The sequence below is a fragment of the Brumimicrobium sp. genome (genome assembly GCA_023957385.1).
In the GTDB taxonomy this organism is placed as follows: Bacteria; Bacteroidota; Bacteroidia; order Flavobacteriales_D; family Crocinitomicaceae; genus Brumimicrobium.
This window is the reverse complement of the sequence record JAMLGZ010000001.1, coordinates 59,330-86,049: the sequence shown is the minus strand read 5'-3', so window position 1 is coordinate 86,049 and position 26,720 is coordinate 59,330. Positions and strand designations below refer to the sequence as shown.

Here is a 26,720-nt window from a genome sequence, read left to right as displayed (position 1 = left end):
CCCGATCCATTTGGATCGGGTTCTTTCCACATTACACTTACTTATTACTTAATAACTGAAACTCTTTTTACAGATTCCCCATTGTTTGTTTTAATTTTTACAATGTACATTCCTGATTCTAGGTCTGCAACATTTAGGGTGATCATTTGATCTCCAACGATGGAATTCATTACTTGAGAAGAAACTACTTGACCCATTGTATTTAACATTGATATTTGCACATCGTTCTTAGTATCTAATGTAAATTCAATGTTTAGCTCAGTACTTGCTGGGTTTGGATATGCAGCAAATTCAATTGTTGTTTTCTCATCCATGCTAATACCTGCATAAGTTGCAGATGGACAGCTATTCAATGCTGTTTGGTAAGCATTAAACATACCGTTTCCCCATCCTGTATCATGCTTAATAATAGTACTGTTTGCAGGATCGTTAACATTTGGACAAATCATTACAAAGAATGGAATACCATAACCAGTGTTAAATCCATGATTGTCCGCATAATGAAAGAAATTAGCATCATTACTAGCAGTATAAGCAAATTTAGGATAAGCATAATATCCTCCATTCCAATTTAAACCTGCCAAAATTGAATTATTATCAGTTGGTTCAACAGAAATAGCCAAGGCTTCAACTTTACCATTTCCAGAACCATTATTTTCAATGAATTGAGACAAAGCTGGGGTAGAAGATTGACAAGGACCACACCATGATGCCATAAAATCTAAAACAATTGCTTGTCCTTGCGATAATCTATTGTATAAATCAAAACTATTTCCATGGATATCTGTAGCTTGATATTGTATTACAGTAGGGAAGAAGTTAAAACTTTTGGTTTTAGAATTGTTAGACATATCCTCGTCTGATGTAGTGATATTTGCGCTAACAGAAACGCTTCCTTGTGCAGTAGCATTATATGATGCAGTAAAAGTATAACTAGCTCCAGATGCTACGTTAGCCCCTGTTACATTTTTAGTTTGTGTATTTCCAGCAATTGTATACTCTACATCAAAGTTGGAAGCAGTATTTACTCCTTCATTAGTTACTTTAAAAGTAAACGTACGATTTCCTAACATTTGACTATCTACAGTAATATCTGCTAAACTAAGATCATTAGCTACTGGAGAAAATACTTTTACATCATCAATATTTAATCTAAACTTATCTGTTACATCATGATGACGGAAGGCGACATAAATAGTTTGACCTGCAAAACCAGAAATATCTATAGTTTCTGTTTTTGGAGTTCCAGTCATGGCTGTTCCATTGTCATTAAAATTTGCTCCATTTGATATGAATGTAGCTATATCATTTGCTGTCCCTACATATACTGAATAACTCTCATTTGCATAATTCGGATCTTGTCCCCAAGCCTTCCATCTAAGCTTAATAGCTCCTGTAGCGCTAGATAAGTCAATAGCACTGGATACCATCCAGTTATCTGGTGTTAATGGATCGCCATTCCAAGATGCAGAAGTAGCAACATTTGCTTGAGCTGGGTATACACTTGAGACATCATAAGTATTCCATTTATTTCCGTCACCATCACTATCGACATTTGTCCAGTTACCTAAACCAGATTCAAAGTCCTCGCTAAAATAAGTTTGTGAATAGCCAACCCCAGTTAAAAGTAGAGTTGCCATTCCAAGTACAAGTTTTTTCATGATTTTAAATTTTAATTGGTTCATAATTACATACAAGATTATACATTTTTTTTATCGTACTTATCTAAAAGAGATTATTTAACAGGTCTTAATATTATTCATTCTTGGATTCCTATCTTTTTTAGTGGCAAACTTTTTGTTTTGTTTTTTAGATTCTTTTAAAGAATTGCTATATTTTTGAACCAATTAAAACATGTAATATGAAACAATTATACTTTATCTTTCTCTTAACATTCTTAGGGAATGTATCTTTTGCACAAACTGATATAGTTATCCTAGATAACAATTATCAACCATATAATACAGCAGACACTACTTTTATCGAAGGCTTTGGTGTGAATATCGATCAACCTTTTTATGTTAAGAATATTGGAACAACTACTGATTTTATATTTTATAGAAAAGTAATTATGAATAGTAATAGTTTTGGTGTAACCTTCTGTGACAACCAAGTTTGCTATCCTGCAACTAATCCAGGACTTAACTCAGGTATTTCTCAAACAATCGCCACAGGAGATACATCATTGTATAAACCTTCTATGTTTACAAATGGAGAAGAATCCGGATTTGCTGTTGCAAAATATTATATAGCTCAAACTACTTTGAATAATATAATTGATTCTATTACAGTAAAGTTTACAGTAATACCAGATGAAAGCTCAATTGCTAAAAATACAAAAGTGGGATTAAGTATTTATCCAAATCCAGCACAAACTGAGATAATGGTGCAAGGAGAAGATTTTAAAAATGGAGGTACTCTTATATTCCTAGACGCACTTGGAAAGGAGGTAAAAAGAAATATGCTTACCGGTGTAAATACAAAGGTTTCTTTAACTTCTTTAAATAAAGGTCTTTATTTCGTTTATTTGATCGATAACGATGGTGTTCGAAGTCAAACACAACGACTTATAGTTAAATAATAGTTTGTTAGATTTCATTAGTAGAAGTCGGGATACCTTATGGTGTCCCGATTTTTTTATATATCAGAAATCAATTTGGCAACTAATCTAGGAACTCCTTCTACAGCAGATTCTTTACATACTTTAAAGTTGTTGGGTACATTTAATTCATTTGGATCTACTAAATAAAACTGAGCGTTACGTGGTGCATAATGGATTAATCCTGCAGCCGGATAAACCTAGAGAGATGTTCCTATTACAATAACAATATCTGCAGTTTCCATAGTCTTTATGGCAGTTTCCATCATAGGCACCTCCTCTCCAAACCAAACTACATGAGGGCGAAGTTGGTAGCCCTCCGGACAAACATCTCCCATTTTAACCCCCCAATGGTCTTGTGGATAATATGTTTTTTCAGCATTTGGACCAGAACTTTTAACTTTATTAATTTCACCATGAAGATGGATCACATTTGTACTGCCTGCTCTTTCATGTAAATCATCAATGTTCTGAGTAATGATTTGCACATCAAAATATTTTTCCAACTCAAATAATGCAACATGAGCTTTATTTGGATTAGCTTCATAACATTGCTTTCTACGCATATTATAAAACTCATTTACTAAATCAGGATTTTTATGCCATGCTTCAGGAGTAGCTATTTCATGTATATCATATTTTTCCCAGAGTCCACCAGAGTCCCTGAAGGTACCCAAACCAGATTCTGCACTTATCCCTGCTCCTGTAAAAACAATTATTTTTTCTTTCATTATACTAAAATAGTTAAATATTGCGCTTTTTATTAATTTTGCTCTTTTGTAAAATACAAAAACAATGGCTAAAATACGAAAACAAGACGCACTAGACTACCATTCACATGGAAAGCCAGGAAAAATAGAGGTAATTCCAACAAAACCTTATAGTTCACAACGAGACCTTTCTTTGGCATATTCTCCAGGAGTGGCAGAGCCTTGTTTGGAAATAGCGAAGAATCCACATGATGTATATAAATACACTGCTAAATCGAACTTAGTTGGAGTTATTACGAATGGAACAGCTGTTTTAGGACTTGGAAATATCGGTCCTGCTGCTGCAAAGCCAGTCATGGAAGGAAAAGGACTTTTATTTAAGATATTTGCAGATTTAGATGTTTTTGATATAGAATTAGATGCAAGTGACCCTGAGGTTTTCATTCAAACAGTTAAAGCATTAGCTCCTACTTTTGGAGGAATTAACCTTGAAGATATAAAGGCACCGGAAGCATTTGAAATTGAACGCCGTTTAAAAGAAGAGTTAGATATTCCTATTATGCATGATGACCAGCATGGAACGGCAATTATTTCGGCGGCTGGACTTCTAAACGCTTTAGAATTAACCAATAAAAAGATTGAAAAATGCAAATTTGTTGTTTCAGGTGCAGGGGCTTCAGCTATTAGTTGCGCTAAATTATATGTTACCCTAGGAGCAAAACCTGAAAACATCTATATGTTTGATAGTGAGGGCTTAATCCATAAGAAACGAAAAGGATTGAGTGAGCAAAAGAAATTTTTTGCTACACATGCTCGAAATTCAGATTTAAAAACTGAAATGAAAGGAGCAGATGTTTTCTTGGGCTTATCTAAAGGAGGAATTGTTGCTAAAGAAATGGTTAAATCCATGGCAAAAGACCCAATTGTCTTTGCTTTAGCAAATCCAACTCCTGAGATTGGATATAAGGAAGCGATGAGTGTACGAAAAGATGTCATCATGGCAACAGGTCGTTCAGACCATCCTAATCAAGTGAATAATGTGTTAGGGTTTCCCTATATTTTTAGAGGTGCTTTAGATGTAAGAGCAAAAACTATCAATGAAGAAATGAAATTGGCTGCAGTGTATGCCATTGCCAATTTAGCAAAAGCATCTGTTCCTGATGAGGTGAGTGAAGCGTATGGTGAGAAAGGATTAACCTTTGGTAGAGAATCGTTGATTCCTAAACCACTAGATCCTCGTCTTATTTATACAATTTCTCCCGCTGTTGCAAAAGCAGCTATGGATTCAGGAGTTGCCAGAGAACCAATTAAAGATTGGACAGCATACGAGAATGAACTAAAAAACAGATTGGGTATTGATAATAAGCTAGTTCGTAAGATTACAGAAAAAGCTGAAAATAATCCAAAACGCGTTGTTTTTGCAGAGGCAGATAACTATAAAATTTTAAAAGCGGCAGAAACGGCTTATGAAGAAGGTGTTTGTATTCCTATCTTATTAGGTAGAAAGGAGACAGTTAAAAACCTCATCAAAGAATACAAAATGGAATTTGGAGATGATGTTAAGATTTTAGATCCTAAAGATAAGAGTGAAGCAAAACGTAAAGACAAATATGGACATGAGTTCTTCCTTTCTCGTCAACGCAAAGGTTTTACCGAATTTGAAGCTTGCAAAATTATGCGAGAGCGTAACTATTTTGGTGCAATGATGGTTAATGTGGGAGATGCTGACGCTATGATTTCAGGAATTACTAGAAAATATAAAGATGTTTTACAACCTGCTTTGCAAGTAGTTGGAACGCGTGATGGAGTAAATAAAGTTTCGGGGATGTATATCCTAATCACGAAAAGAGGACCTATGTTCCTTGCGGATACTACCGTAAATTTGGATCCAACTGCTGAAGAAATTGCAGAAATCACGTATAATATTTCAAAAACGGTACAGAAATTAAATATTCAGCCAGTAATCGCCTTGCTATCATACTCCAATTTTGGTTCTGCGAAAGGTAAAGATGCTGAGAAGATGGCACGAGCTATTGAAATTATCCGAGATAAATATCCTACACTTACGGCAGACGGAGAAATCCAAGCAAATTTTGCTTTAAACAATGAAATGCTTATGGATAAATTCTCCTTTTCTGAGTTGGCTAATAAAAAAGTGAATACACTTATCTTCCCTAATTTGGCCGCTGGAAATATTTCCTATAAATTATTGCAAGAAATGATGGGCGCAGAAGTAATAGGACCTATCTTGGTAGGATTGAAAAAACCTATACATGTACTACAATTAGGAGCATCTGTTCGTGAAATTGTAAATATGGTTAAAATCGCTGTCGTTGACGCACAAAATAAGTAACTATGATTACCTACCTAAACGGAAAATTAGTAGAAAAAACCGCCACATCATTAGTAGTTGAATGTGGAGGAATTGGTTATGAGGTTAAAATATCTTTGAATACTTTTTCTTCTATCGGAGAGGTTGATACGATAAAAATATATACCCAATTTGTAGTGCGAGAAGATGCCCAAATTTTGTATGGTTTTAAAGAAAGAGATGAACGGGAAATGTTTAATCTCTTAACTTCTGTTTCTGGAATTGGACCTAGCACAGCTATTCTGATGTTATCCGGACTTACTACTTCTGAAATTGCACAAGCCATTACCACAGAAGATGTTGTTACTATACAAAAAGTGAAAGGAATCGGAGGAAAAACTGCACAACGAGTAATTGTTGATTTGAGAGATAAGATGTTAAAATTTAGCTCTATCACAGAAAATATTTCCGTTTCAAACAATACAATGCGTTTTGATGCGTTAACTGCACTAATTTCTCTTGGCTTTGACAAAAAGGCAGCCGATAAAGCTATCTCCAAAGTCATTAGAGATGAGCACACAATTGAAACTTTAATTAAGGATGCATTGAAAGTTTTATAACTTTGCGATTTGGAGTGAGAAAACAGACACAAAATACCGTTGTGAAACAATACTGGATAGTGTTGCTATACCTTATTCCCTTAACTGTTTTTGGACAGGTTGACACAACACATAATCTTCCTTATCCCATAAATAATCCTTACGACCCTACAGGAAACAACAAACAAAGTTTTGATCTTGGGGACCCTTCGAGTGTAAAAAAGACAATTGTCTATGATCCTAAAACAGGAAAATATATTTTTCAAGAGCAACTCAATGGAATGGATTATAGGAATCCTTCTATGATGACATTAGAGGAGTATATTCAATATGAAGACAGTAAAAATCGTTCGGATTATTGGAAAGAAAAAATTGATTCTCAGAACAAAGAAGAACGGGGATTAATTCCTCCTATTAAGATTGATAGTCCTCTTTTTGCTAATATTTTTGGATCAGATGAAATTCAAATTCGTCCAGAAGGAAGTATAGAGATTTCCCTAGGGGTAAATTCCGCTCGTTACGATAACCCGGCTATTCCAGAAAAAGATAGGCGTATAACTCGTTTTGATTTTCAACAGCAAATACAAATGAACTTAGTAGGGCAAATTGGAACTAAGCTAAAACTAAGTGCTTCCTATAATACCAAAGCTTCTTTCAGTTTTGATAATATTACCAAACTTGAATGGTCAGGAAATGAAGACCAAATTTTGCAAAAAATTGAAGCAGGTAATGTTTCTATGCCTCTTCAAACTTCGTTAATTCAAGGTTCTCAAACCCTATTTGGAGTATATACAAAATTGAAATTTGGAAGATTAACTATTGATGCTATTGCTTCTACTTCTCGTGGGCAAAAACAGGAGATGAATATCAAAGGAGGGGCACAAGTTAAAGACTTTAAATTAAAAGCTGATGAATATGAGGCAAACCGACACTATTTTTTAAACTATTATCATAGAGATCATTATGATGAAGCAATGAAAACTGTTCCGGTTGTAAATTCTCTTGTAAATATTACACGTATTGAGGTATGGGTAACAAATCAATCAAATAAAACAGAAGATACACGTAACATTTTAGCTTTTACAGATTTAGGAGAAAATAAGTCAAGCAATTGGTCAGGGAACCCAGGTTCCCCTTCCAGTAATGAATTGCCTGATAATAAATCAAATGGATTATACAATTTCCTAAGTGGAAATTCAGCAATTCGTAGTTTTAATAATGCTGTTGCTGCCTTAGAAACTCAGGTTTCAACTCCAGGTCCCTTCCGTCAATCTGTGGAATATGAGAAGGTTGAAAATGCTCGTAGATTAGATGAAAGAGAATTTACATATAATGCACAATTAGGTTTTATCTCCTTAAATATGCCTCTGGATAATGATGAGGTTTTGGCTGTTGCGTATGAATATACCTATTCAGGGAAAACCTATCAAGTGGGAGATTTTTCGACAGATGGAATCATTGGAACAAATGCTCTATTCTTAAAATTATTAAAGCCAACCATCACAAATCCAAAGAATAAACTTTGGGATTTAATGATGAAAAACGTGTATTCTATTGGGGCATATCAAGTAAGTCAACAAGGATTCAGATTAGATATCTTATACAACAATCCCGAAAACAGTTTGTTGGTGAATTTTCTTCCTTACCCAGGTCTAGATGATCGTCAGGTAATTGATGTAGTAGGCATGGATAGATTAAATCAAAATAACCGCGCACAAATGGATGGGGTTTTTGATTTTATGCCTATAACTTTTGAAGGAAATAGAGCCACGAATGGAGGTACGATTAATACTAAGAATGGACGTATTTATTTTAGTACTGTGGAACCGTTTGGGGAAACCGTAAAGAAAGAAATGATTGGTGCAGGTTTAGCTCCAATTGCCAATAATGTAGCGTTTACGGAATTATATGATTCAACTAAAATCTCAGCCCAGCAAATACCAAAGAAAAATCGTTTTTATTTTGTTGGTAAATACGAATCCTCTGTTACAGATGAAATTCCATTGAATGCATTGAATGTACCAGAAGGTTCTGTAGTTGTTACGGCAGGTGGTATTCGCTTACAAGAAGGCTCTGACTTTACAGTAGATTATAACTTAGGGAGAGTAAAAATTCTAAACTCTGCTGTTTTAGAATCTAATGCAGATATTAAAATCTCTATAGAAAGCAATTCGGTCTTTGGTTTCCAAAATAAATCGTTAATGGGTACTCACCTCAATTATATGGTAAACCCTGACTTTAATATAGGATTTACATGGATGAGAAAAGCGGAAAAACCAATTACACAAAAAGTAGATATTGGTGAGGAACCGTATAAAAATAATGTGGTTGGTGTAAATCTTTCTTATAGAACAGAGTTACCTTTCTTAACTAAGTTAATCAACCTTATTCCAACCATCTCTACGAAACAAAAATCCTATTTAACATTAAATGCTGAAGCTGCTCACTTGATTCCAGGTTCTCCACGTGCAATTACAAAGGATGGTATTTCGTATGTTGACGATTTTGAAGGTAGCCAATCTACTATCGACTTAAAGAATTTTTCATCTTGGAAATTAGCTTCTATTCCACATGGACAACCAGATATGTTTCCTGAAGCCAATTTAAAAAATGATTTACGTGCTGGCTTTAATCGAGCACACATGTCGTGGTATGTAATTGACTATTCTACTTTCCATAGAAATACGTCAACTACTCCAAAAAATATAGCTGAAAATCCTGCAGAAACTGAGAATATGAATGTTGCTTATGTAAATAAGACCGATTTATTCCCAAATAATAATCCTGCTTTAGGAGAAATCACCAATATTACAACCTTGGATTTAACTTATTATCCAAAAGAAAGAGGTATGTATAATTATGATACAACCAATACCGTTAATTCTGATGGTGACTTTATCAATCCAGAAAGCAGATGGGCTGGAATCATGCGTTCATTAACAACCACTGATTTTGAGCGAACAAATGTGGAGTACATCCAATTTTGGCTGCTAGATCCATTTAATAATGATCAAGATCCTGATGGAACCAATGTAGGAGGAAATCTTTATTTTAACTTAGGAAATTTATCAGAAGATATATTACCAGATTCTAGGAAAAGTTTTGAAAATGGACTTCCTAGAGAATATTCCAACACTGAAAATATTGATTATACAAAATGGGCAAGGATATCTACTCAACAAGTTGTTGTGAATGCTTTTGACAATGACCCTGATACACGTGCTCAGCAAGACGTTGGATTAGACGGATATAGTTCAGATAAGGAAAAGACAGCCTTTGCAAATTATGTAACTTGGATTCAAAATAATCCAGTACTTTCTCAACAAGCAAAAGACAGAATGTTGAAAGACGTTTCTAATGATGATTATACCTATTATCGTGATGATAGATATGACCAAAATAAATATGGTGTAATTCGAAGATATAAATATTGGAATGGACATGAAGGAAACTCTCCAACTCCTGAAATGTCAAAGTTGATTAATTCAGATGGATATAATACTCAGGCTACTAATACGCCTGATATGGAAGATATAAATAGAGATAATAACCTGAGTGAATCTGAAAGTTATTTTCAATATAAAGTTTCTCTTCACAAGAGTGATTTAAATGTTGGTCAGAACTATATCATCAACACCCGTGAATATTCAAAGGGCTCTAAGAATTACAAATGGTATCAATTTAGAATTCCAATTCGTAATCCTCAGAAGGCTGTAAATGGAATTTCTGATTTTCGTTCCATTCGTTTTATGCGTATGTTCTTAAATGAATTTGGAGAACAAACAACCCTACGTTTTGCTAAGCTAGAGTTGGTGCGAAGTGAGTGGAGAAAGTTCAGAGAGAGTTTAACACAGCCTGGTGATGGTATTCAAACTGATCCTGATTTAACAGCATTTGATATTGGAGCTGTAAATATTGAAGAACATGACCAAAGAGAGCCAATTAATTATGTAATTCCTCCTGGAATTTTGAGAGAAATTGACCCTTCTCAGCAATATCAACGTCAGTTAAATGAACAATCTATGACACTCGAGGTTTGTGATTTAAAGGATGGAGATGCGCGAGCTGCCACCAAAAATGTCGGTATGGATATGCTCCGGTATAAGAACCTAGAAATGTTTGTGCATGGAGAAGAAGTGGACCCAACGAAACCGCTCAACAACTATGATGTCACGGTCTTTGTCAGGTTAGGAACTGATTTTAAGGAAAATTATTACGAATACGAGATACCCGTCAAGAAGACACCATGGGGTGCTAAATCGGATTTGGCTATTTGGCCAGAGGAGAATAATGTTCGTGTCGTATTTGAAGAGTTAATTGCTCTGAAAAAAGAACGAAATAGAGCCATGGAGAGTCCGGGAACTGGAGCAGCCTACAATGTAGAATATACGAAAGTGGTTGATCATCAACCGGGCAAATCTGACAATAATAATGTGAACCACCCGAAACGTATGATTAAGGTGAAGGGAAATCCGAATCTGGCAGATGTAAAAACCATAATGATTGGTATTCGTAATCCAGCGCAAAATGGAGATAATCCTTGGAAACCAGATGATGGCTTTGCAAAATGTGTAGAAGTTTGGGTAAACGAATTACGTTTAACTGAGTTTGATAATAAAGGAGGTTCTGCTGCTTTGGCACAGATGGATGTGCAAATTGCAGATTTTGCTTCCGTTAAAGTTGCTGGGGCATACAGTGGTATGAACTGGGGAAGTATAGATAGCAGAGTTTCTGAAAGACAACGTGATAATCGTTTGAATTTAGATGTTAATGCAAATGCACAATTAGGTCAATTATTAGGTGAGAAGGCAAGAATTGATATTCCGTTCTTATATACATATTCAGTTGGAACAATTAATCCTCAATATGATCCATATAATCCAGATGTTGAATTAACATCGTATGATGGAGAAGAACGAAGAAAGCGTATGAGAGATGGTCAGGAATTTGACGAGCGTAAATCTTATAATTTCACAAATATACGTCGCCAACAAAAACCTGGAGGTAAGTCTCGTATTTGGAATATTAGTAACTTCTCATTTAACTATGGGTATAGTGAAAATTTACATAGAGATTTCAGAACGAATTACGATCGAACAAAAATCTGGAAAGGAGGACTCGACTATTCATTTAACGGATCGCCAAAACTGTGGGAGCCATTTAAGAATGTTGAGTTTATGAAAAAATCAAAATGGTGGGATATTATTCGTTCTTTCAATTTGTATTTAGGGCCTAAAAATATAAGTGTACGAAACAATATTATTCGTAATTACAACGAAAGACAGATTAGAAATAATATTCCAAATACTGCCTTTGAATTCCAACCAATTTATCTAAAGAATTTCATGTGGAACAGAGATTTCAATTTCCAATACGATATCTCGAAAAGTTTAAAGTTTGATTTTACGGCTAGCAATAATTCCATTTTTGATGAACCAGAAGGACAAATTGATAGAAAGAAAAATCCGGACAATTATCGTGTATTCCAAGACTCCATTAAATCTCAGATGAGTACTTTGGGGCGTGCTATGCGTTATAACCAAATGTATAATATTACTTACACTTTACCATTTAGCAAAATACCTGCTTTAGACTTCATTAATTCTAACATACGTTATAGCGGTTCGTATGAATGGAACAGGCCTAATTTAGGTATGGAAGCCTTCGGAAATACTATTCAGAATAGTAGAACAATTAATGCAACAGCACAATTGAATATGTTAACTCTCTATAAAAAGTCTAAATTCTTAAATAAAATTATCTCAGACGGAGGAGGTAGAACTGCTGCTGTAAGTAGGAATACTTTAGGAGGTGATAATAAATCTTCTGGAGGTGCTTCAAAAGGAAAAACGACTCCTAAGAACAATAGTAAATTAGCCAAAAAAGTAAAAGAACTTGAACAGAAACAAAAAGAGTTGAATAAAGTGAAGGTAGATAAGTTAAGTCCTGAAGAATTAGCAAAACATAACCAGGAATTAGCAAAAGTTGAGAAGAAACTTGAAAGTAAACAACCAAAACTAGAAAAGCAGAATGAGCAACTTGAGAAGCAGCAAGAACGTGAAGAAAGATATAAAGAAAAATATGGAAAACCTTTCCATCCAGTTGCTGGTTTTATGGGACGATTGGTTATGAGTGTACGATCTATATCAGGAACCTATGCTCAAAATGATGGTATTTTACTACCTGGATTTAACCAAGAAGCTCAATTTTTTGGTATGAATGGTACCACATTTGGGGATGGCCGTATGTTCCGCTTTGCTTTTGGTGACCAAGAGCGAAATGTATTTGGACAAGAAAATGGATTTAGAATTGCACCGTATGCAGGCGATAAAGGATATATTGTAGATACAAGTGGATTGAATACCCAACACACAGTTATTCATAGTCAGAATTATAACATTAAAGCAAGTTTAGAGCCTATCCGTGATTTAAAGATTGATTTGACGATGGATAGAAAATTCACACAGAACTCTTCAGAATTCTATCGTTTTTCTGATAGTTTGCTAACTTTTGAGAGTCAAAGTAGATTCTTAAGTACGACTGTAACTTATTCCACAATCTCCATAGGATCAGCCTTTGAAAGATTAACGAAAGAATATAAATCTCAGTTATTTACGAATATGCGTGACAAACGTCAAGAAGTTTCAGCTTTCTTAGGGGCTGGAAATCCTAATAGTATTTCAGATAGTTCGGGGTATAAAGATGGATATGGACCAGCTCAACAAGATGTAATTATCGGCGCATTCTTATCTACGTTTTCAGGTAGAAAAGTGAATAAAAGATCTATTTCACCATTGCGAAATATTCCTCTTCCAAATTGGAATATCTCCTATAATGGCCTTTCTAAATTCCCATTTGCGAAAAAAGCGGTACAAAACTTTACGCTTAGACATGGATATTCTTCTTCAGTAACAGTTGCAGGAATGCAGACAAACTTAAAATCTATGCAAGATGATGATGGCAACCTCACAGCGAGAGATATCAATAATAACTTCATTCCAAGTCAGCAAGTTCAGAATATTACCATTTCTGAACGATTTGCACCTTTATTTGGATTTGATGCTACATGGAAAGTTGGAGGAAATGGATTATTAACCAAATTTGAGATTAATAAAGAACGTTCGGCTTCGCTGGCGTTATCTAATAACCAAGTAACAGAAATGACTGGAACGGAATATATTATTGGTGTAGGATATAAATTCACTAAATTTAGATTACCATTCACTTTCCAAGGAAATAAACTAAAACCTTCTGATTTGAATTTCAGATTTGATTTCTCTATTCGAGATAACTTAACAGTAATTCGTAAGATAATTGAGAATACAACACAAGCTACTGCAGGTCAAAAGGTAATGTCTATCCGTTCTACCTTAGATTATTTAGTTACTAAATATTTGACGGTTTCCTTGTATTATGACCAACAATTGAATACACCAAAAATCGCCACATCTTATGTGACAGGAAATATTTCTTCTGGTATCAGATTACGTTTCAATTTGGGTGGCTTATAAACATGTCAACACCCGCATATCATATTAGAAAGGCTAAACAAGGAGACGAAGGCGCTATCCTAGCTTTGATTAAGATGTTAGCCGAATTTGAGAATGAACCACATCAAGTTATCAATACAGCAGAACAATTAGCTATTGACTTATTCCAAGATGGTATTTGCGCTTGTTTTGTAGCAGAATCTGAAGAAAATATTATTGGAATAGCTCTTTACTATACTTCTTATTCTACGTGGTATGGAAGATCATTGTATTTGGAAGACATCATAATCGATCCAGCATATAGACGCCTTGGAATTGGTAAATCTTTATTTTCTAAGCTCATAGAAGAAGCTAAAAATAGTGGTGCAAAACGAATGGATTGGCAAGTGCTTGAATGGAATAGTTCTGCCATTGAATTTTACAAATCTGTTGGGGCAAAATTAGATTCCGAATGGGTGAATGGCAGGTTGTATTTCTAATTCATTCACTTCTTTCTTTAACTAAATATGCTTACTTTCACAATATCTAAAATTTGAAGAAATGTCGTCTATACAAAACCTCTTGCTGATAATTGTAATTTCCCTTGTTTTATATCTCTTTAATATATTATCTTTTATTTTTATTCCATTAGCTTTTGGACTGTTTGGAGCACTATTATTTTCCCCCTTAATGCGTTGGTTTACTAGTAAAAGATTGCCCCGACTTTTTGGGTTGATTTTTATTGTATTAGTCATTTCAGTAATAGCGAGAGGTGCTTATGAAGTTGTTTATTTAGCTACTGAAGAATTAGAAAGTGTAGATGCAGGTTTTATTGATAATGCAACGTATCGAATGAATGAAATAACAGATAAAGCATTAGATATTTTAGGAATAGAAATGGATGAAGCTCAGGAGCAAATTACAGCTTTCTTTAAAAGTGATAAAGTTCGATCTTTTCTCCTAGGAAATGTAAATAATGGGCTTTCGTTTGCCATAAACTTCATTTCGATTCTTCTGATGAGTTTATTTTTTATGGTTTTATTTTTATTTGGTTCTATTGATGTTGAGAAAGTTCTAGAGAGTTTAATTTTTAAAGAAATGAATACCTCCAAAGAAGCCTATCGTAAATTAGAAAAGAATATTCTAGTCTTTGTATTAGTGAAACTAATTATTAGTGCCATTACAGGATTTGCCTATAGTGTAGTTGCGTATTCTTTTGGGGTGAGTTTCCCAATATTCTGGGGGGTACTTGCCTTTTTATTAAATTTCATCCAAGTTGTCGGACCGATTTTATCAGTAGTTTTGCTTAGCTTATTTGCAACAATAGAAATGGGTTTTACGGGAGGACTTATATTTTTTACGCTTCTCTTAATTGCCATACAAACTATAGGAGGTGGCATTTTAGAACCTATTTTAATGGGTAAATCTCTTTCTATGAATACGATTTCAATTTTAGTTATGTTGTCTATCTGGGGCTTTGTTTGGGGTATTCCAGGAATGATACTTTCTATTCCTATTACGGTGGTTCTTAAAGTAATTCTAGAACGTTTTCCATCTACGAAGACTTTCTCAGATTTAATTTTGTAGTTTAGTTAGAATTATTTTAATCATTGGAAAATATTTAGGAAAAGCAAGATAAAATCATTTAAAAATTTTACATTTGAGACTTAAATTTATTAAGCATGAACATACCAGGAAATTTAAAGTACACAAAGGACCACGAATGGTGTTTGGTTGAAGGAAATACAGTTACAATTGGAGTGACTGATTTTGCGCAAAGCGAATTAGGAGATATTGTTTTTGTAGAAGTTGAAACAGCTGGAGAAACCTTAGAGCAAGAAGAAGTTTTTGGATCTATTGAAGCAGTTAAAACAGTATCAGATTTATTTATGCCTGTTTCTGGAGAAATTATTGAATTTAATGAAAATATTGAATCTAATCCTGATTTAGTTAACTCTGACCCATATGGAGAAGGATGGATTATTAAAGTAAGAATGGGGAATGCATCTGATTTAGATAATTTACTTGATGCAGATGGATATAAAGCTTTGATAGGCTAAAACGTGTTTCGATTCATACTTCCGAGTATTCTTTGGACAATTTTTGTGATATTTATTAGTGTCATTCCTGGCTCTAATTTTTCTAATTTTTCCATATTTGAAGGAGTAGATAAAGTTGCACATTTTTTGTTATATACCTTTTTATCTTTGTTTTGGATAATAGGATTAAAGAGGCAGAATATATCAGATAATTTAAATCGAAAAGCATTTAGAATTGGAATTTTGGGTAGTTTTTTGTTGAGTTTTATATTAGAAATTATACAAGAATTTTATGTTCCCTTCCGATTTTTTGAGCTGCTCGATTTGATTGCTAATGGAATTGGTTGTATATTTGGGTGGTTAATATTTAAAATTATATATCGAAATTGTAATAGAATCTAAATTTATTATATTTTTGATACGATAAATAAAGATAGTATGGAAATTAAGAAAAATCCTACAGCAGACAATGAACGTTTGAGAGTACCTCTTGTGTTTCTTGGTTTTTTCATCATTGGAAGCCTTATTACACTTTCCTTCTCTTATAAGGAAGAAGTATTACTGGCAGGAGGTGATAGAATGGCACAATCAAAGGATGATATTCCGGAAGAATTAGAAATAATAGAACAAGAAAACGAACCTGAGGATGAACCAGTTGTTCAAGAAATTGAGGATATGGAGATTCCACCTGAACCAGCAGAGGAAATTGAAACGGTTAAGAACCAAGATAAAGATGAACAAGTTCGTGTAGAAACTATTACTATCGATATTAAACCAGAAGCTGCTCCAGCACCTGAGGCTCCTATTATTGATTACCCGGATAAAGAGGCTTCTTTCCCTGGTGGTGCAGCGGCTATGAAGAAATTCTTGGCTGATAATGTAAAATATCCTGAAATTGCAATGGAATTAGGAGATCAAGGACGTGTATTCGTAGAATTCGTTGTAAATAAAGATGGAAGTATCGAACAGGTTAAAGTATTAAGAGGAGTTTCTTCAGAATTAGATAAGGAAGCTCAGAGAGTTGTTCGTTCTATGCCTAAATGGGTTCCTGCCGAAGCTAATGGTGAGAAGGTACGTGCCCGTTGCCGTATTCCAATTAACTTTATATTGCATTAAGCATTTGAAACAATATTAAAAAAGCCGTCACATAAGACGGCTTTTTTGTTATTTATTTTTTCAAAAGCTTAAAATTAACCGATGTTCATTTATAAAAAATAATAAAATCAAACCATTTATTCTATAATGAGTGATTCATCACGAGCACCTAGACTAAGTAATGCAGAACTTATATCTTCTACAAATCCTTTTGGACCACATACGTAAAAGCGTTGATCAAAACTGCTGAGGGTTTCCAATAAAAAGTCTCTATCCAAGCGTCTTTCTTTAAAACCTATCACTCCCTGACGTGTAAATACATTTTTATAGGCTGCTCCTAACATCATTGTTAATTCGTCATGATAAATGATATCTTGTACAGTGTGATTTGAGTATAACAAAGCTACTCCACGCATATTGTTGGAATAATAAAGTGCTCTGAAGATGGCTATAAAAGGTGTAATTCCTGAACCACCTGCAATAAAAATTCCTGGACCTTTGTACTCAAATGTTTCTTTTATACCATGAAGTATGATTTCATCTCCTATTTTTAATTTATCTAATTCATTCGTAACGCCATTGTGTTCTTTATAGATTTTAATAGTAAATTCAACGAATGGCATATCCATCAATGAGGTGAACGTAAAAGGTTTCTTTTTGTCTTCCCACCCCGGTGTTTTAGCAGATAATAATGCGGCTTGTCCAGGGCGATACATAAATCCTTGTGGTTTTTCTAGAACAATTCGTTTAACATCGTGTGTAATATAGCTCGTACTCAGAATTTTTAATGTTTGCATGTGATCTTGTTTTATGTTTATAAAATTACAATTAAAAGAGAATTAATACATCCTTTATTTACTATTTATTAGAGTAGTTATATTTAAAAAAGGTTAAAAAAATCGTTTCATAAATTCTTAAACCCTTATCTCTATTCTTCAGGGATAAAATGATACCTTTGTATTCAAATCATTTACAATATCTTTGAAGATATTGAGTTATGGATGCTACATACATGAAGGAAGCAAAAGCAAAAAATATAAAGAGTCAAGAAACCGCCTCAAGAAAAGACAGTCACATGGAACTTGCTCTGCAATCACAAGTGAGTGAACAAGATGATCGTTTTTACTATGAACCTATGTTATCTGCCCATCCTAAAAAGGGAGATACTTGGAAGGTGAAGTTAGGAAATAAGACCTTAAATTTTCCAATTTGGATTTCTAGCATGACAGGTGGAACGCTTAAAACGAATGAAGTAAATAAGCGTTTAGCAATTGCTGCTGGTAAATTTGGGCTAGGAATGGGAGCTGGCTCTTCTCGTATTGCCTTGGAAGATACCTTAAAGGTGAAGGACTTTGATTTACGCCCTCTATTAGGAGATAAAGTTCCCTATTACCTTAATTTTGGAATTGCTCAAATAGAGAAATCCATTCAAGAGAAATCTATAGTTAAGATTCAAAAATTAGTAGAAGAGGTAAGTGCAGACGGCATATTTATTCATGTAAATCCTTTGCAAGAATGGATGCAGCCCGAAGGTGATATTATCCAACAGTCCCCTCTTTTAACTATACGCCAATTTATAAAGGAAACAAAACTCTCTGTGATTGTCAAAGAGGTGGGACAAGGTTTTGGTTATGAGAGTATGAAAGAGTTGATGCAATTACCTTTAACAGCTATTGAATTTGCTGCCAATGGAGGAACAAATTTTTCATTATTGGAGCTTATGCGTAATAAAACCAAGAGTGAATACTTGATGCCTTTTGTACATGTTGGGCATTCTGCAGTAGAAATGGTGGAGATTAGTAACAAACTACTTGTTGAATTAGACAAGAAGACAAAATGCACTACGTTTATTGCTAGTGGTGGAATTAAAACCTTTTTAGATGGTTATTATTGTACTCAATTATCAAAAGGAAACACGATATATGGACAAGCTTCAGAAATGCTTCGGCGAGCCCAAATTTCACAAGAAGCACTAGATGAATTTATACAGTATCAAATAGAAGGTCTTTTATTGGCTAAAGCTTTTTTAAAGATTAAAAATTAAGAAATGGATAAGAAACACCAGATAATAGGGGGATTCTCAAAAAAAAGTAACAGTGAAAAGCTAGAGGTCGTTGCGCAACAACATCCTGATGCTGAATTTGCTAAAAAAATCTATCAAAGTTTTCATCATAGAGATGCTAAAATGCAAACTACATTAGAGGAATTTAGTGAGAATACGATCACAAATTACCCTCTTCCTTATTGTGTGTGCCCAAATATGCTTATCAATGGGAAAAGTTATATTGTTCCTATGGTAATAGAAGAGAGCTCTGTAGTGGCAGCTGCATCTAAAAGCGCTAAAATCTGGTTTTCTCGTGGTGGATTTAAAACGGAAATCATAGGTACAGAGAAAGTAGGACAAGTACATTTCCTTTGGTTAGATGATGTTCAACTGTTGAAGGCACGTTTTGCTGAGTTAAAACAACTTTTACTATCAGAAACAGGTGAGATTACGCATAATATGGTTAAAAGAGGTGGTGGAATTACAGATATTGAATTACGTGATTTAACTTCAAAAGAACCGGGTTTAATGCAATTATTCTGCACTTTTGAAACCGATCAATCCATGGGAGCAAACTTTATTAATTCATGTTTGGAACAATTTGCTAAAACCTTTAAAAGATGGCATAGTGAACAAGCTGAATTCAAAAAGGATGGATTAGAGGTAATCATGTGTATCCTCTCTAATTTTACCCCCAATTGTAGAGTAAGATGTTGGGTAGAATGTAGTATTAATGAGTTAGATGATATTGTTCCAGGGATGACGGGAAAAGAATTTGCTCGAAGATTCCGCTTGGGAATGCGTGTGGCTGAATTGGATCCATATCGTGCAGCTACACACAATAAAGGTATATTTAATGGAATAGATTCCGTAATTTTAGCTACAGGAAATGATTTTCGTGCAGTAGAAGCATGTGGGCATGCTTACGCTTCTCATACAGGTCATTATTCATCATTGACACATGTAGAAATTACAGACTCACATTTTAAATTTACTTTGGAAATACCTCTTGCTATAGGTGTGGTTGGTGGTTTAACAAATTTGCACCCACTTGTAAAAATGGGATTAGAATTATTAGGACATCCCAACGTGAAAGAACTAATGAGTATTGCTGCCGCTGCTGGGTTGGCAAATAACTTCTCTGCTGTGAAATCATTGGTAACTGTAGGTATTCAAAAAGGGCACATGAAAATGCATTTGCTGAATATCTTGAAACAATTAAACGTTCCAGAAGAGCACCATAAAGAAGTAGTTGAATACTTTAAAGATAAAGTGGTTTCTGTTGCAGAAGTTAGAAAAATAACCAAAGAGTGGGTATAATCTTTTCACTACATCACAATATTCACAATCTTTCCTGGTACCACAATTACCTTTTTAGGCGTATTCCCTTCTAAGTATTTTTGTGATTTTTCATGGGCTAAAACCTCCTTTTCAATGTCTTCCTTACTCATTGTTTTCGGGAATTCTAAATTGAAACGCATTTTACCATTAAAAGAGATAGGGTAATTTACATTATCATCTTCTAAAAATGATGTATTAGCCACTGGATAGCTTGCAGAACTAACAGTTCCTTCTGCATTTCCAAGTTTTGCCCATAACTCTTCAGCAATATGGGGAGCATAAGGTGCTAATAGTATCACTAAATCGTTTAAAATCGTTTTATGATTGCATTTTTGCTCACTTAATTCATTCACACAAATCATCAAGGCTGATACAGTCGTATTAAATACGTATCTATCCATATCATCTTGTAATTTTTGGATGGTTTTATGAAGCGATCTTAAAGATTCTTTGCTTGGTTCCTCGTTCGAAATAGCCACTTGGTTGTTTTCATCATGGAACAATCTCCAAAGTTTACGTAGGAAGTTATGTACTCCATTGATACCCTTCGTATCCCATGGTTTTGCTTGTTCTAAAGGACCCAAAAACATTTCATACATACGCAAAGTATCTGCTCCATATTTTTCTACTAAATCATCGGGATTCTGTACGTTGTATTTTGATTTTGACATCTTCTCTACTTCGTGTCCACAGAGATAAGTGCCATTATCCTCCAACACAAATTCTGCGTGTTTAAATTCTGGACGCCAATTTCTAAAACCTTCTATATTTAATTTATCACCATCTACCAAGGAAATATCTGTATGGATAGGAGCGATATGGTCGTATAATTTAATTCCTGTAATCTCTATATGTGGATGTTCAGCAATGAATTTTGCTTTTAATTTATCAATCACTGCCTGTATTCCAGGATGATTTGGATTATTCAACTGTTTTGCTGAAATGAAAATAGGGTGATTCTTTATGAAGTTCAACAAGAAACCATCAAATTCCTCATTACTTTCTTTAATGGAAATATCTAAGTGCGTTCTATATACAAAACTACTTCTTCCTAGAATCATTCCTTGGTTAATCATCTTTTGGAAAGGTTCCTCAAAAGGGATATATCCGCTATCAAACAAGAATTTTGTCCAAAAACGGGCATATAACAAGTGACCTGTTGCATGTTCTGCTCCACCGATGTATAAATCCACTTGATTCCAATAATCCACCTTGTCTTTAGCAGCAAAAGCAGTTGTATTGTGTGGATCCATATAACGCAAGAAATACCAAGAACTTCCAGCCCAACCTGGCATGGTGTTTAATTCCATAGGGTGTGCTGCACCATCTTTTGACGTAAGTTCCTTTTTAGTAGAATCCCAAAACCAATTTTTTGCATTTCCTAAAGGAGGTCTGCCATCTGGAGTGGGTAAATAATTATCTACTTCGGGTAATTCAATAGGAAGATAGTTGTCTTCAATGACCTCAGCAATTCCGTTAGTATAATATACAGGGAAAGGCTCTCCCCAATAACGTTGACGAGAGAAAACAGCATCTCTTAATCTAAAATTTGTTTTGGCTTTTCCGATTTTTTGCTCCTCTAATGCTTGAATTGCAGCCTGCATAGCTTGTGGAATTTCCAATCCATTTAAAAACTCAGAATTGGCAATTTTTCCTTTCTTTTCAGCATACGCAGCTTCTGAAACATCCACGTTATCAAAGATATTTTTAATCGGAATATCAAACTTTGTAGCAAAATTCCAGTCACGCTGATCTCCGCAAGGAACAGCCATAACAGCACCTGTTCCATAAGAAGCTAATACATAATCTCCAATCCAAACCGGGATTTTCTCTCCTGAAAAAGGATGAATAGCGTAAGCACCCGTAAATTGTCCTGAAACAGTTTTGGTATCTGCCATTCGATCGCGTTCGGTTTTTAAGCCTGCTTGCTTTTGGTAACTTTCAACTGCTTCTTTGTATGCTGCTGTAGTAATTTGATTCACCAATTCATGTTCTGGTGCCAATACCATAAAGGAAACACCAAAAATAGTATCAGGGCGAGTTGTAAATACCGTAATATCCTCTGAATGTCCATCAAGTTTAAATCGTACTGAAGCACCTACCGATTTTCCTATCCAATTGCGTTGAATATCTTTTACTGCATCGGTCCAATCCAAGCCTTCCAAGCCTTGTAATAATCTATCTGCATAAGCTGTGATACGCATAGACCATTGACGCATCAATTTTTGTTCTACGGGATGACCTCCACGTTCAGAAACACCATTTACAATCTCGTCGTTGGCAAGTACTGTTCCTAAGGCAGGACACCAATTTACCCATGAATCAGCCAAATAAGTTAAACGATAATCCATTAAAATATCGGCTTTTTCTTGTGGATTAAATGTCTTCCATTCTTCTGCTGTAAAAGTAATTTCACAATTGTTGGCAGCATCTATATTTTCATTTCCTTCCTTTTCAAATAAAGCAATCAGCTGCTCAATGGGCTGTGCTTTTTTGGTTTTATTACAGTAGTAAGAAGCGAATAATTCTTTAAAAATCCACTGTGTCCACTTGTAGTATTGCGGATCTGAAGTACGTACTTCTCGCTCCCAGTCGAAAGAAAAACCGAGTAAATCTAGTTGCTCTCTGTATCGTTTTAAGTTTTGGTCTGTTGTTACAGCAGGGTGTTGTCCGGTTTGTATCGCATATTGTTCAGCTGGCAAACCGAAGGAATCATATCCCATTGGATGTAACACATTGTATCCTTTTAATTTTTTATAACGCGCATAAACATCAGAGGCAATGTATCCAAGTGGGTGTCCCACATGCAGACCTGCTCCTGAAGGATAAGGAAACATGGTTAAACCATAATATTTTGGTTTAGACGTATCCATTTCAGAAGCATAGGTTTTATGTTCTTGCCAAAACCTTCTCCACTTTTGTTCAATTGCTCTAAAGTCGTATTCCATGCGTGAATTAAAATTAAAACGCAAAGATAATACGAATGATGAAAGTAGGCAAGAGATAATTGGAGGATAAGAGTTTTTACCATGAATTGCACAAAGTGATTTGTTTGGTATTCTTTTCCATCAGAAGCAGTTATACTAAATTTTAGAATAACTGAATATTCATCCAGACATACAACTATTTCTTTAGAAGAAAAATGGTAAACTGAAAATTTCTCTTTAAAGAGTGCTTTATTGATGATGATTTGTGGAGAATTCTCTCCATGCCAGTATATAAAAATGAGAGGATTTTTAATCAGTAGGAATTGGTAACTCATCCCAAGTAGGATTCTTTTCTATGATTAAGTTCACTTTCTTTTCCCTTCGATAACCTTTGATTTGTTTTTCTCTTTTTATTGCTTCAGTTATTAAAGTGAACCTTTCATAATACACAAGCTTGTCTGCGTTATATTTTGAGGTAAATCCTTCGTATATCTTATTTTTATGTTGACTAATACGTTTGGGAAGATTACTTGTTACACCTGTATAAATAACAGTGTTGCTTTTATTTGTTAATAAATAAACAAAAGGTTTTTTAGTGGTTTTCATATAAAAATAATTTAGGTTGGTTTAGTGAATATAAGTTGTTTTTTGAGAAATTCAAAGTGTTTTTTTATAGATTTTCTCAATGTAAATATTATTAGTAACAGAGTGAGGAATCTGGTTTCTACATTTTATGTGATATTTTAAGTTGTGGTTTTTGAGTGGGTATCCTACTACTTTGTAGGTTGTTGGAATGACGAGGTTTCCTCCATGCTGGCATGAATGAGGAATTTATTTTCTTCCCATAGGAGTGTGTTGGAATGACGAGGTTTCCTCCATGCTGGCAGGAATGAGGAATTTATTTTCTTCCCATAGGAGCGTGTTGGAATGACAAGGTTTCCTCCATGCTGGCATGTCGGAATGACGTGGCGTCTTTTTTAGGGGGTGGGGGGCGGCGAAGCCGCCCCCCATCTTTCCCTTTTTCGCCACGTCATTCCGAGCAAAGTGAGGAATCCAATCTATCTCCATGCGTACATATTGAAGTATCAGTATAAAGTGAGGAATCCAATCTATCTCCATGCGTACATATTGAAGTATCAGTATAAAGTGAGGAATCCAATCTACCTTCATGCGAACATTTTGGAGTATTGGTACAAAGGGAGGAATCTTATCCTTCCTTTCCAATAATTCATTTTAAAAATCCCCTTTGACTTAATCAGATTGTTGGATGTTCTCAAAACAAACATACTAAACTATTTGTTGGTACGTTTAGTGATAAGGATAAGTTAAAATCCTTCAGAGTAGAAATAAACAAAGACAAAAATGAAAACAATCAAGAATCTTAAGAACCTATTGATAATTAGTTTATTTGTGGTGTCTTCATCCGCATTTGCACAAGATAAAATTATCCCATTTTCTGAAGCTCCTGCTTCAATTCAAGCTTATGTAAGCAAGCACTTCCCTAATCATAAAGTGCTACAAACTGAAATTGATTACGAAGGATTGACAAAGGAATATGAAGTTATTCTAAGTGATAATATTAAATTGGAGTTTGATGGAAAAAATAACATTAAAGATATAGATGCAAAAACCAAACTTCCAGATAGCGTCATTCCTAAAGAAATCTTAGATTATGTAAAGGCAAATTATCCTAATAATTTCATTATTGAGTGGGATTTAGACAAAACACATCAATCTGTTGAATTAAACAACGACATTGAACTTGAATTTACCTTAAATGGTGAGTTTTTAAGAATAGATGATTAAAACGAATGAAAATCCTATAAGAATAAAATCTCTTATAATTGTAATAAGCTTCAGAAATTATACAAGAGACAGAGATTTTCCCGTCTTATGAAAGAATATTTGAATTTACAGATTAAATTAACTGGACGAAAATTTCGGGAGATAGGCATTCATCCAATCTTGGCAATAGTTATACTGATTTCTCTTTTAATTGCCTTAACGATTTATCTATTCGAGAAAACTGAATTCGCTCCCTATATCATCGCATTACTTGCTATTTTATTTACCACAAGATTATCTGAGATTAAGCGTATTGAATTTCTTAAACTAATTTTTAAAGCCAAGCAGTACACCAAAGTTAGAATAATGGAAAACTTAATTTTAAGCGCTCCTTTTTTGATAATCTTACTGTTCTACCGTTCATATTTTGCTGTTTTGATAGTGCTTGCACTAGCACTTATTCTTGCATTAAAGAATATAAAAACAACTTATCATTTCACTATTCCAACTCCCTATTTTAAAAATCCCTTTGAGTTCCTGACAGGTTTTCGTAGAACCTTCTATTTGATTCCGTTGACTTATATTCTTGCAATTATTTCAATTTCAGTGAATAATTTTAACCTGGGTGTTTTTTCATTTTTACTTGCCTTTATTATTTACTTCAGCTATTATTTTAAACCAGAAGATGAATATTATGTGTGGTCATTTAATTTATCAACTAAATCTTTCCTACTTTCTAAAATAAAAATCGCCTTACTGCAGGCTTCCTATTTCGTTTTACCTCTTGTTCTTGTTATTTCTTTCTTTTATTTGTCAGAAATATGGACTATTCTGCTTTTTCTAATGATTGGATATGCCTTTCTTATCTTTTTTATCCTTGCTAAATATTCAACATACCCTGATGAGATTGGCATTATTCAAGGAATCATCTTAGTACTTTGTATCTTCTTTCCACCCATACTGTTAGTTATAATTCCAGTATTATTCTCCCAATCACAAAAACGTTTAAATTATTTATTACAATGATCGAATTAAAAAATCTGACAAAAAAATTTGGCAACAAAACTGTTCTGAATAATATAAACTTGAAATTTGAGAAAGGAAAAGTATATGGTATTGTTGGAGAAAATGGAGCAGGTAAAACAACTCTTTTTAGATGTATTTCCGAATTAGAGAAATATGAAGGAGAAATAATATCAGATCTACAACCATTAAAAAATTATACCGGCTTATTACTTACCAATCCCTACTTCTTTTCGCGTATTACAGGTCGTGAATATTTACAGCTTTTATGCAATGCTCGACAAGTAGAAATCCGAGACTTTGAAAAGCAAAATATTTTTGATTTACCACTGAATCAATACGCCTCTACCTATTCTACTGGTATGAAAAAGAAGTTAGCAATCATGGCAATATTGTTACAGGAAAACCAAGTTTTTATACTAGATGAGCCATATAATGGTGTTGATATTCAAAGCAATCTAATCATTACGGAACTCATTCTTGAATTAAAAAGACTAAACAAGACCGTCATAATATCTTCACATATTTTCTCGACTCTAAATGAAACTTGCGACGAAATTCATTTATTGAAAACTGGAGAGTTAATAAAAACCGTACAAAAAGAGGGGTTTCAAGCATTAGAAGAGGAAATGAAACGAATATCAATAGGTGACAAATTAAAAGCGATACAGTTAAAGTAGAGGATTGCTTTAAAAAATATCTTAATTTAAAGCAAAATTAAATATTTTGCTTCTTACGTTGTGTCCTCCCAATTTTCTTATTTCTTCAATGTCTTGGC

Annotated in this window: 18 protein-coding genes and 1 pseudogene; 13 read left to right on the top strand and 6 right to left on the bottom strand. The window is 34.2% G+C overall.

All coding sequences use genetic code 11. The features are described 5' to 3' along the window. Positions 1-44: 44 nt before the first annotated feature. Positions 45-1,661, bottom strand: coding sequence for a choice-of-anchor J domain-containing protein (locus tag M9897_00330; protein MCO5267327.1), 1,617 nt, complete (start codon positions 1,659-1,661; stop codon positions 45-47). A gap of 200 nt (positions 1,662-1,861) precedes the next feature. On the opposite strand from M9897_00330, the gene M9897_00325 reads away from it, so the two are divergent. Next, positions 1,862-2,581: a T9SS type A sorting domain-containing protein gene (locus tag M9897_00325; GenBank protein ID MCO5267326.1), complete on the top strand. Its 720-nt coding sequence runs from the start codon at positions 1,862-1,864 to the stop codon at positions 2,579-2,581. A gap of 56 nt (positions 2,582-2,637) precedes the next feature. Here the strand turns inward: M9897_00325 and M9897_00320 are convergent. Next, positions 2,638-3,330 (bottom strand): annotated as a pseudogene (locus tag M9897_00320) (NAD-dependent deacylase). Positions 3,331-3,394: 64 nt separating this feature from the next. On the opposite strand from M9897_00320, the gene M9897_00315 reads away from it, so the two are divergent. The 7 genes from M9897_00315 to M9897_00285 all read left to right on the top strand — a co-directional run bounded on the left by M9897_00315 (position 3,395) and on the right by M9897_00285 (position 16,843). Beyond that, positions 3,395-5,662: an NADP-dependent malic enzyme gene (locus tag M9897_00315; GenBank protein MCO5267325.1), complete on the top strand. Its 2,268-nt coding sequence runs from the start codon at positions 3,395-3,397 to the stop codon at positions 5,660-5,662. Between the two features lie 2 nt (positions 5,663-5,664). Then, positions 5,665-6,240 carry a Holliday junction branch migration protein RuvA gene (gene ruvA / locus M9897_00310; GenBank protein MCO5267324.1) on the top strand — a complete coding sequence of 192 codons (576 nt, stop codon included), beginning with the start codon at positions 5,665-5,667 and terminating at the stop codon, positions 6,238-6,240. A 41-nt stretch (positions 6,241-6,281) separates the two neighbouring features. After that, positions 6,282-13,730 carry a cell surface protein SprA gene (sprA, locus tag M9897_00305; GenBank protein ID MCO5267323.1) on the top strand — a complete coding sequence of 2,483 codons (7,449 nt, stop codon included), beginning with the start codon at positions 6,282-6,284 and terminating at the stop codon, positions 13,728-13,730. A gap of 2 nt (positions 13,731-13,732) precedes the next feature. Continuing rightward, complete coding sequence (locus M9897_00300) at positions 13,733-14,188, top strand: GNAT family N-acetyltransferase (GenBank protein ID MCO5267322.1); 456 nt, start codon at positions 13,733-13,735, stop codon at positions 14,186-14,188. A 61-nt stretch (positions 14,189-14,249) separates the two neighbouring features. Continuing rightward, positions 14,250-15,275, top strand: a complete 1,026-nt coding sequence (locus M9897_00295) for an AI-2E family transporter (protein MCO5267321.1) — start codon at positions 14,250-14,252, stop codon at positions 15,273-15,275. A gap of 95 nt (positions 15,276-15,370) precedes the next feature. Beyond that, the gene (gcvH, locus tag M9897_00290) at positions 15,371-15,748 is read left to right on the top strand and encodes a glycine cleavage system protein GcvH (GenBank protein MCO5267320.1); all 378 of its coding nucleotides are present in this window, start codon (positions 15,371-15,373) and stop codon (positions 15,746-15,748) included. Positions 15,749-16,165: 417 nt separating this feature from the next. Then, positions 16,166-16,843: a TonB family protein gene (locus M9897_00285; GenBank protein MCO5267319.1), complete on the top strand. Its 678-nt coding sequence runs from the start codon at positions 16,166-16,168 to the stop codon at positions 16,841-16,843. 116 nt (positions 16,844-16,959) lie between these two features. On the opposite strand, the gene M9897_00280 is transcribed toward M9897_00285, so the two are convergent. After that, a complete protein-coding gene (locus M9897_00280) occupies positions 16,960-17,619 on the bottom strand; it encodes an FAD-binding oxidoreductase (GenBank protein MCO5267318.1) in 660 nt (219 codons plus the stop codon). 200 nt (positions 17,620-17,819) lie between these two features. Here M9897_00280 and M9897_00275 point away from each other — a divergent pair, with 200 nt between their 5' ends. Next, complete coding sequence (locus M9897_00275; GenBank protein MCO5267317.1) at positions 17,820-18,866, top strand: isopentenyl-diphosphate delta-isomerase; 1,047 nt, start codon at positions 17,820-17,822, stop codon at positions 18,864-18,866. A 3-nt stretch (positions 18,867-18,869) separates the two neighbouring features. Further along, positions 18,870-20,186: a hydroxymethylglutaryl-CoA reductase, degradative gene (locus tag M9897_00270; protein MCO5267316.1), complete on the top strand. Its 1,317-nt coding sequence runs from the start codon at positions 18,870-18,872 to the stop codon at positions 20,184-20,186. Between the two features lie 8 nt (positions 20,187-20,194). On the opposite strand, the gene M9897_00265 is transcribed toward M9897_00270, so the two are convergent. From M9897_00265 to M9897_00255, 3 genes are read right to left on the bottom strand one after another with little or no spacing between them, the layout of a single operon-like run. Next, positions 20,195-23,155 carry a leucine--tRNA ligase gene (locus M9897_00265; GenBank protein ID MCO5267315.1) on the bottom strand — a complete coding sequence of 987 codons (2,961 nt, stop codon included), beginning with the start codon at positions 23,153-23,155 and terminating at the stop codon, positions 20,195-20,197. Then, complete coding sequence (locus M9897_00260; protein ID MCO5267314.1) at positions 23,047-23,469, bottom strand: hypothetical protein; 423 nt, start codon at positions 23,467-23,469, stop codon at positions 23,047-23,049. Before M9897_00260 ends, M9897_00265 begins: the two co-directional genes overlap by 109 nt. Then, complete coding sequence (locus M9897_00255) at positions 23,444-23,740, bottom strand: GIY-YIG nuclease family protein (protein ID MCO5267313.1); 297 nt, start codon at positions 23,738-23,740, stop codon at positions 23,444-23,446. Before M9897_00255 ends, M9897_00260 begins: the two co-directional genes overlap by 26 nt. A gap of 756 nt (positions 23,741-24,496) precedes the next feature. Here M9897_00255 and M9897_00250 point away from each other — a divergent pair. The 3 genes from M9897_00250 (at position 24,497) to M9897_00240 (ending at position 26,622) form a co-directional block, all read left to right on the top strand. Then, positions 24,497-24,940 carry a PepSY-like domain-containing protein gene (locus M9897_00250; protein ID MCO5267312.1) on the top strand — a complete coding sequence of 148 codons (444 nt, stop codon included), beginning with the start codon at positions 24,497-24,499 and terminating at the stop codon, positions 24,938-24,940. A gap of 87 nt (positions 24,941-25,027) precedes the next feature. Then, a complete protein-coding gene (locus M9897_00245) occupies positions 25,028-25,945 on the top strand; it encodes an ABC transporter permease (protein MCO5267311.1) in 918 nt (305 codons plus the stop codon). A gap of 59 nt (positions 25,946-26,004) precedes the next feature. Beyond that, positions 26,005-26,622: an ABC transporter ATP-binding protein gene (locus tag M9897_00240; protein MCO5267310.1), complete on the top strand. Its 618-nt coding sequence runs from the start codon at positions 26,005-26,007 to the stop codon at positions 26,620-26,622. Positions 26,623-26,720: the final 98 nt, after the last annotated feature.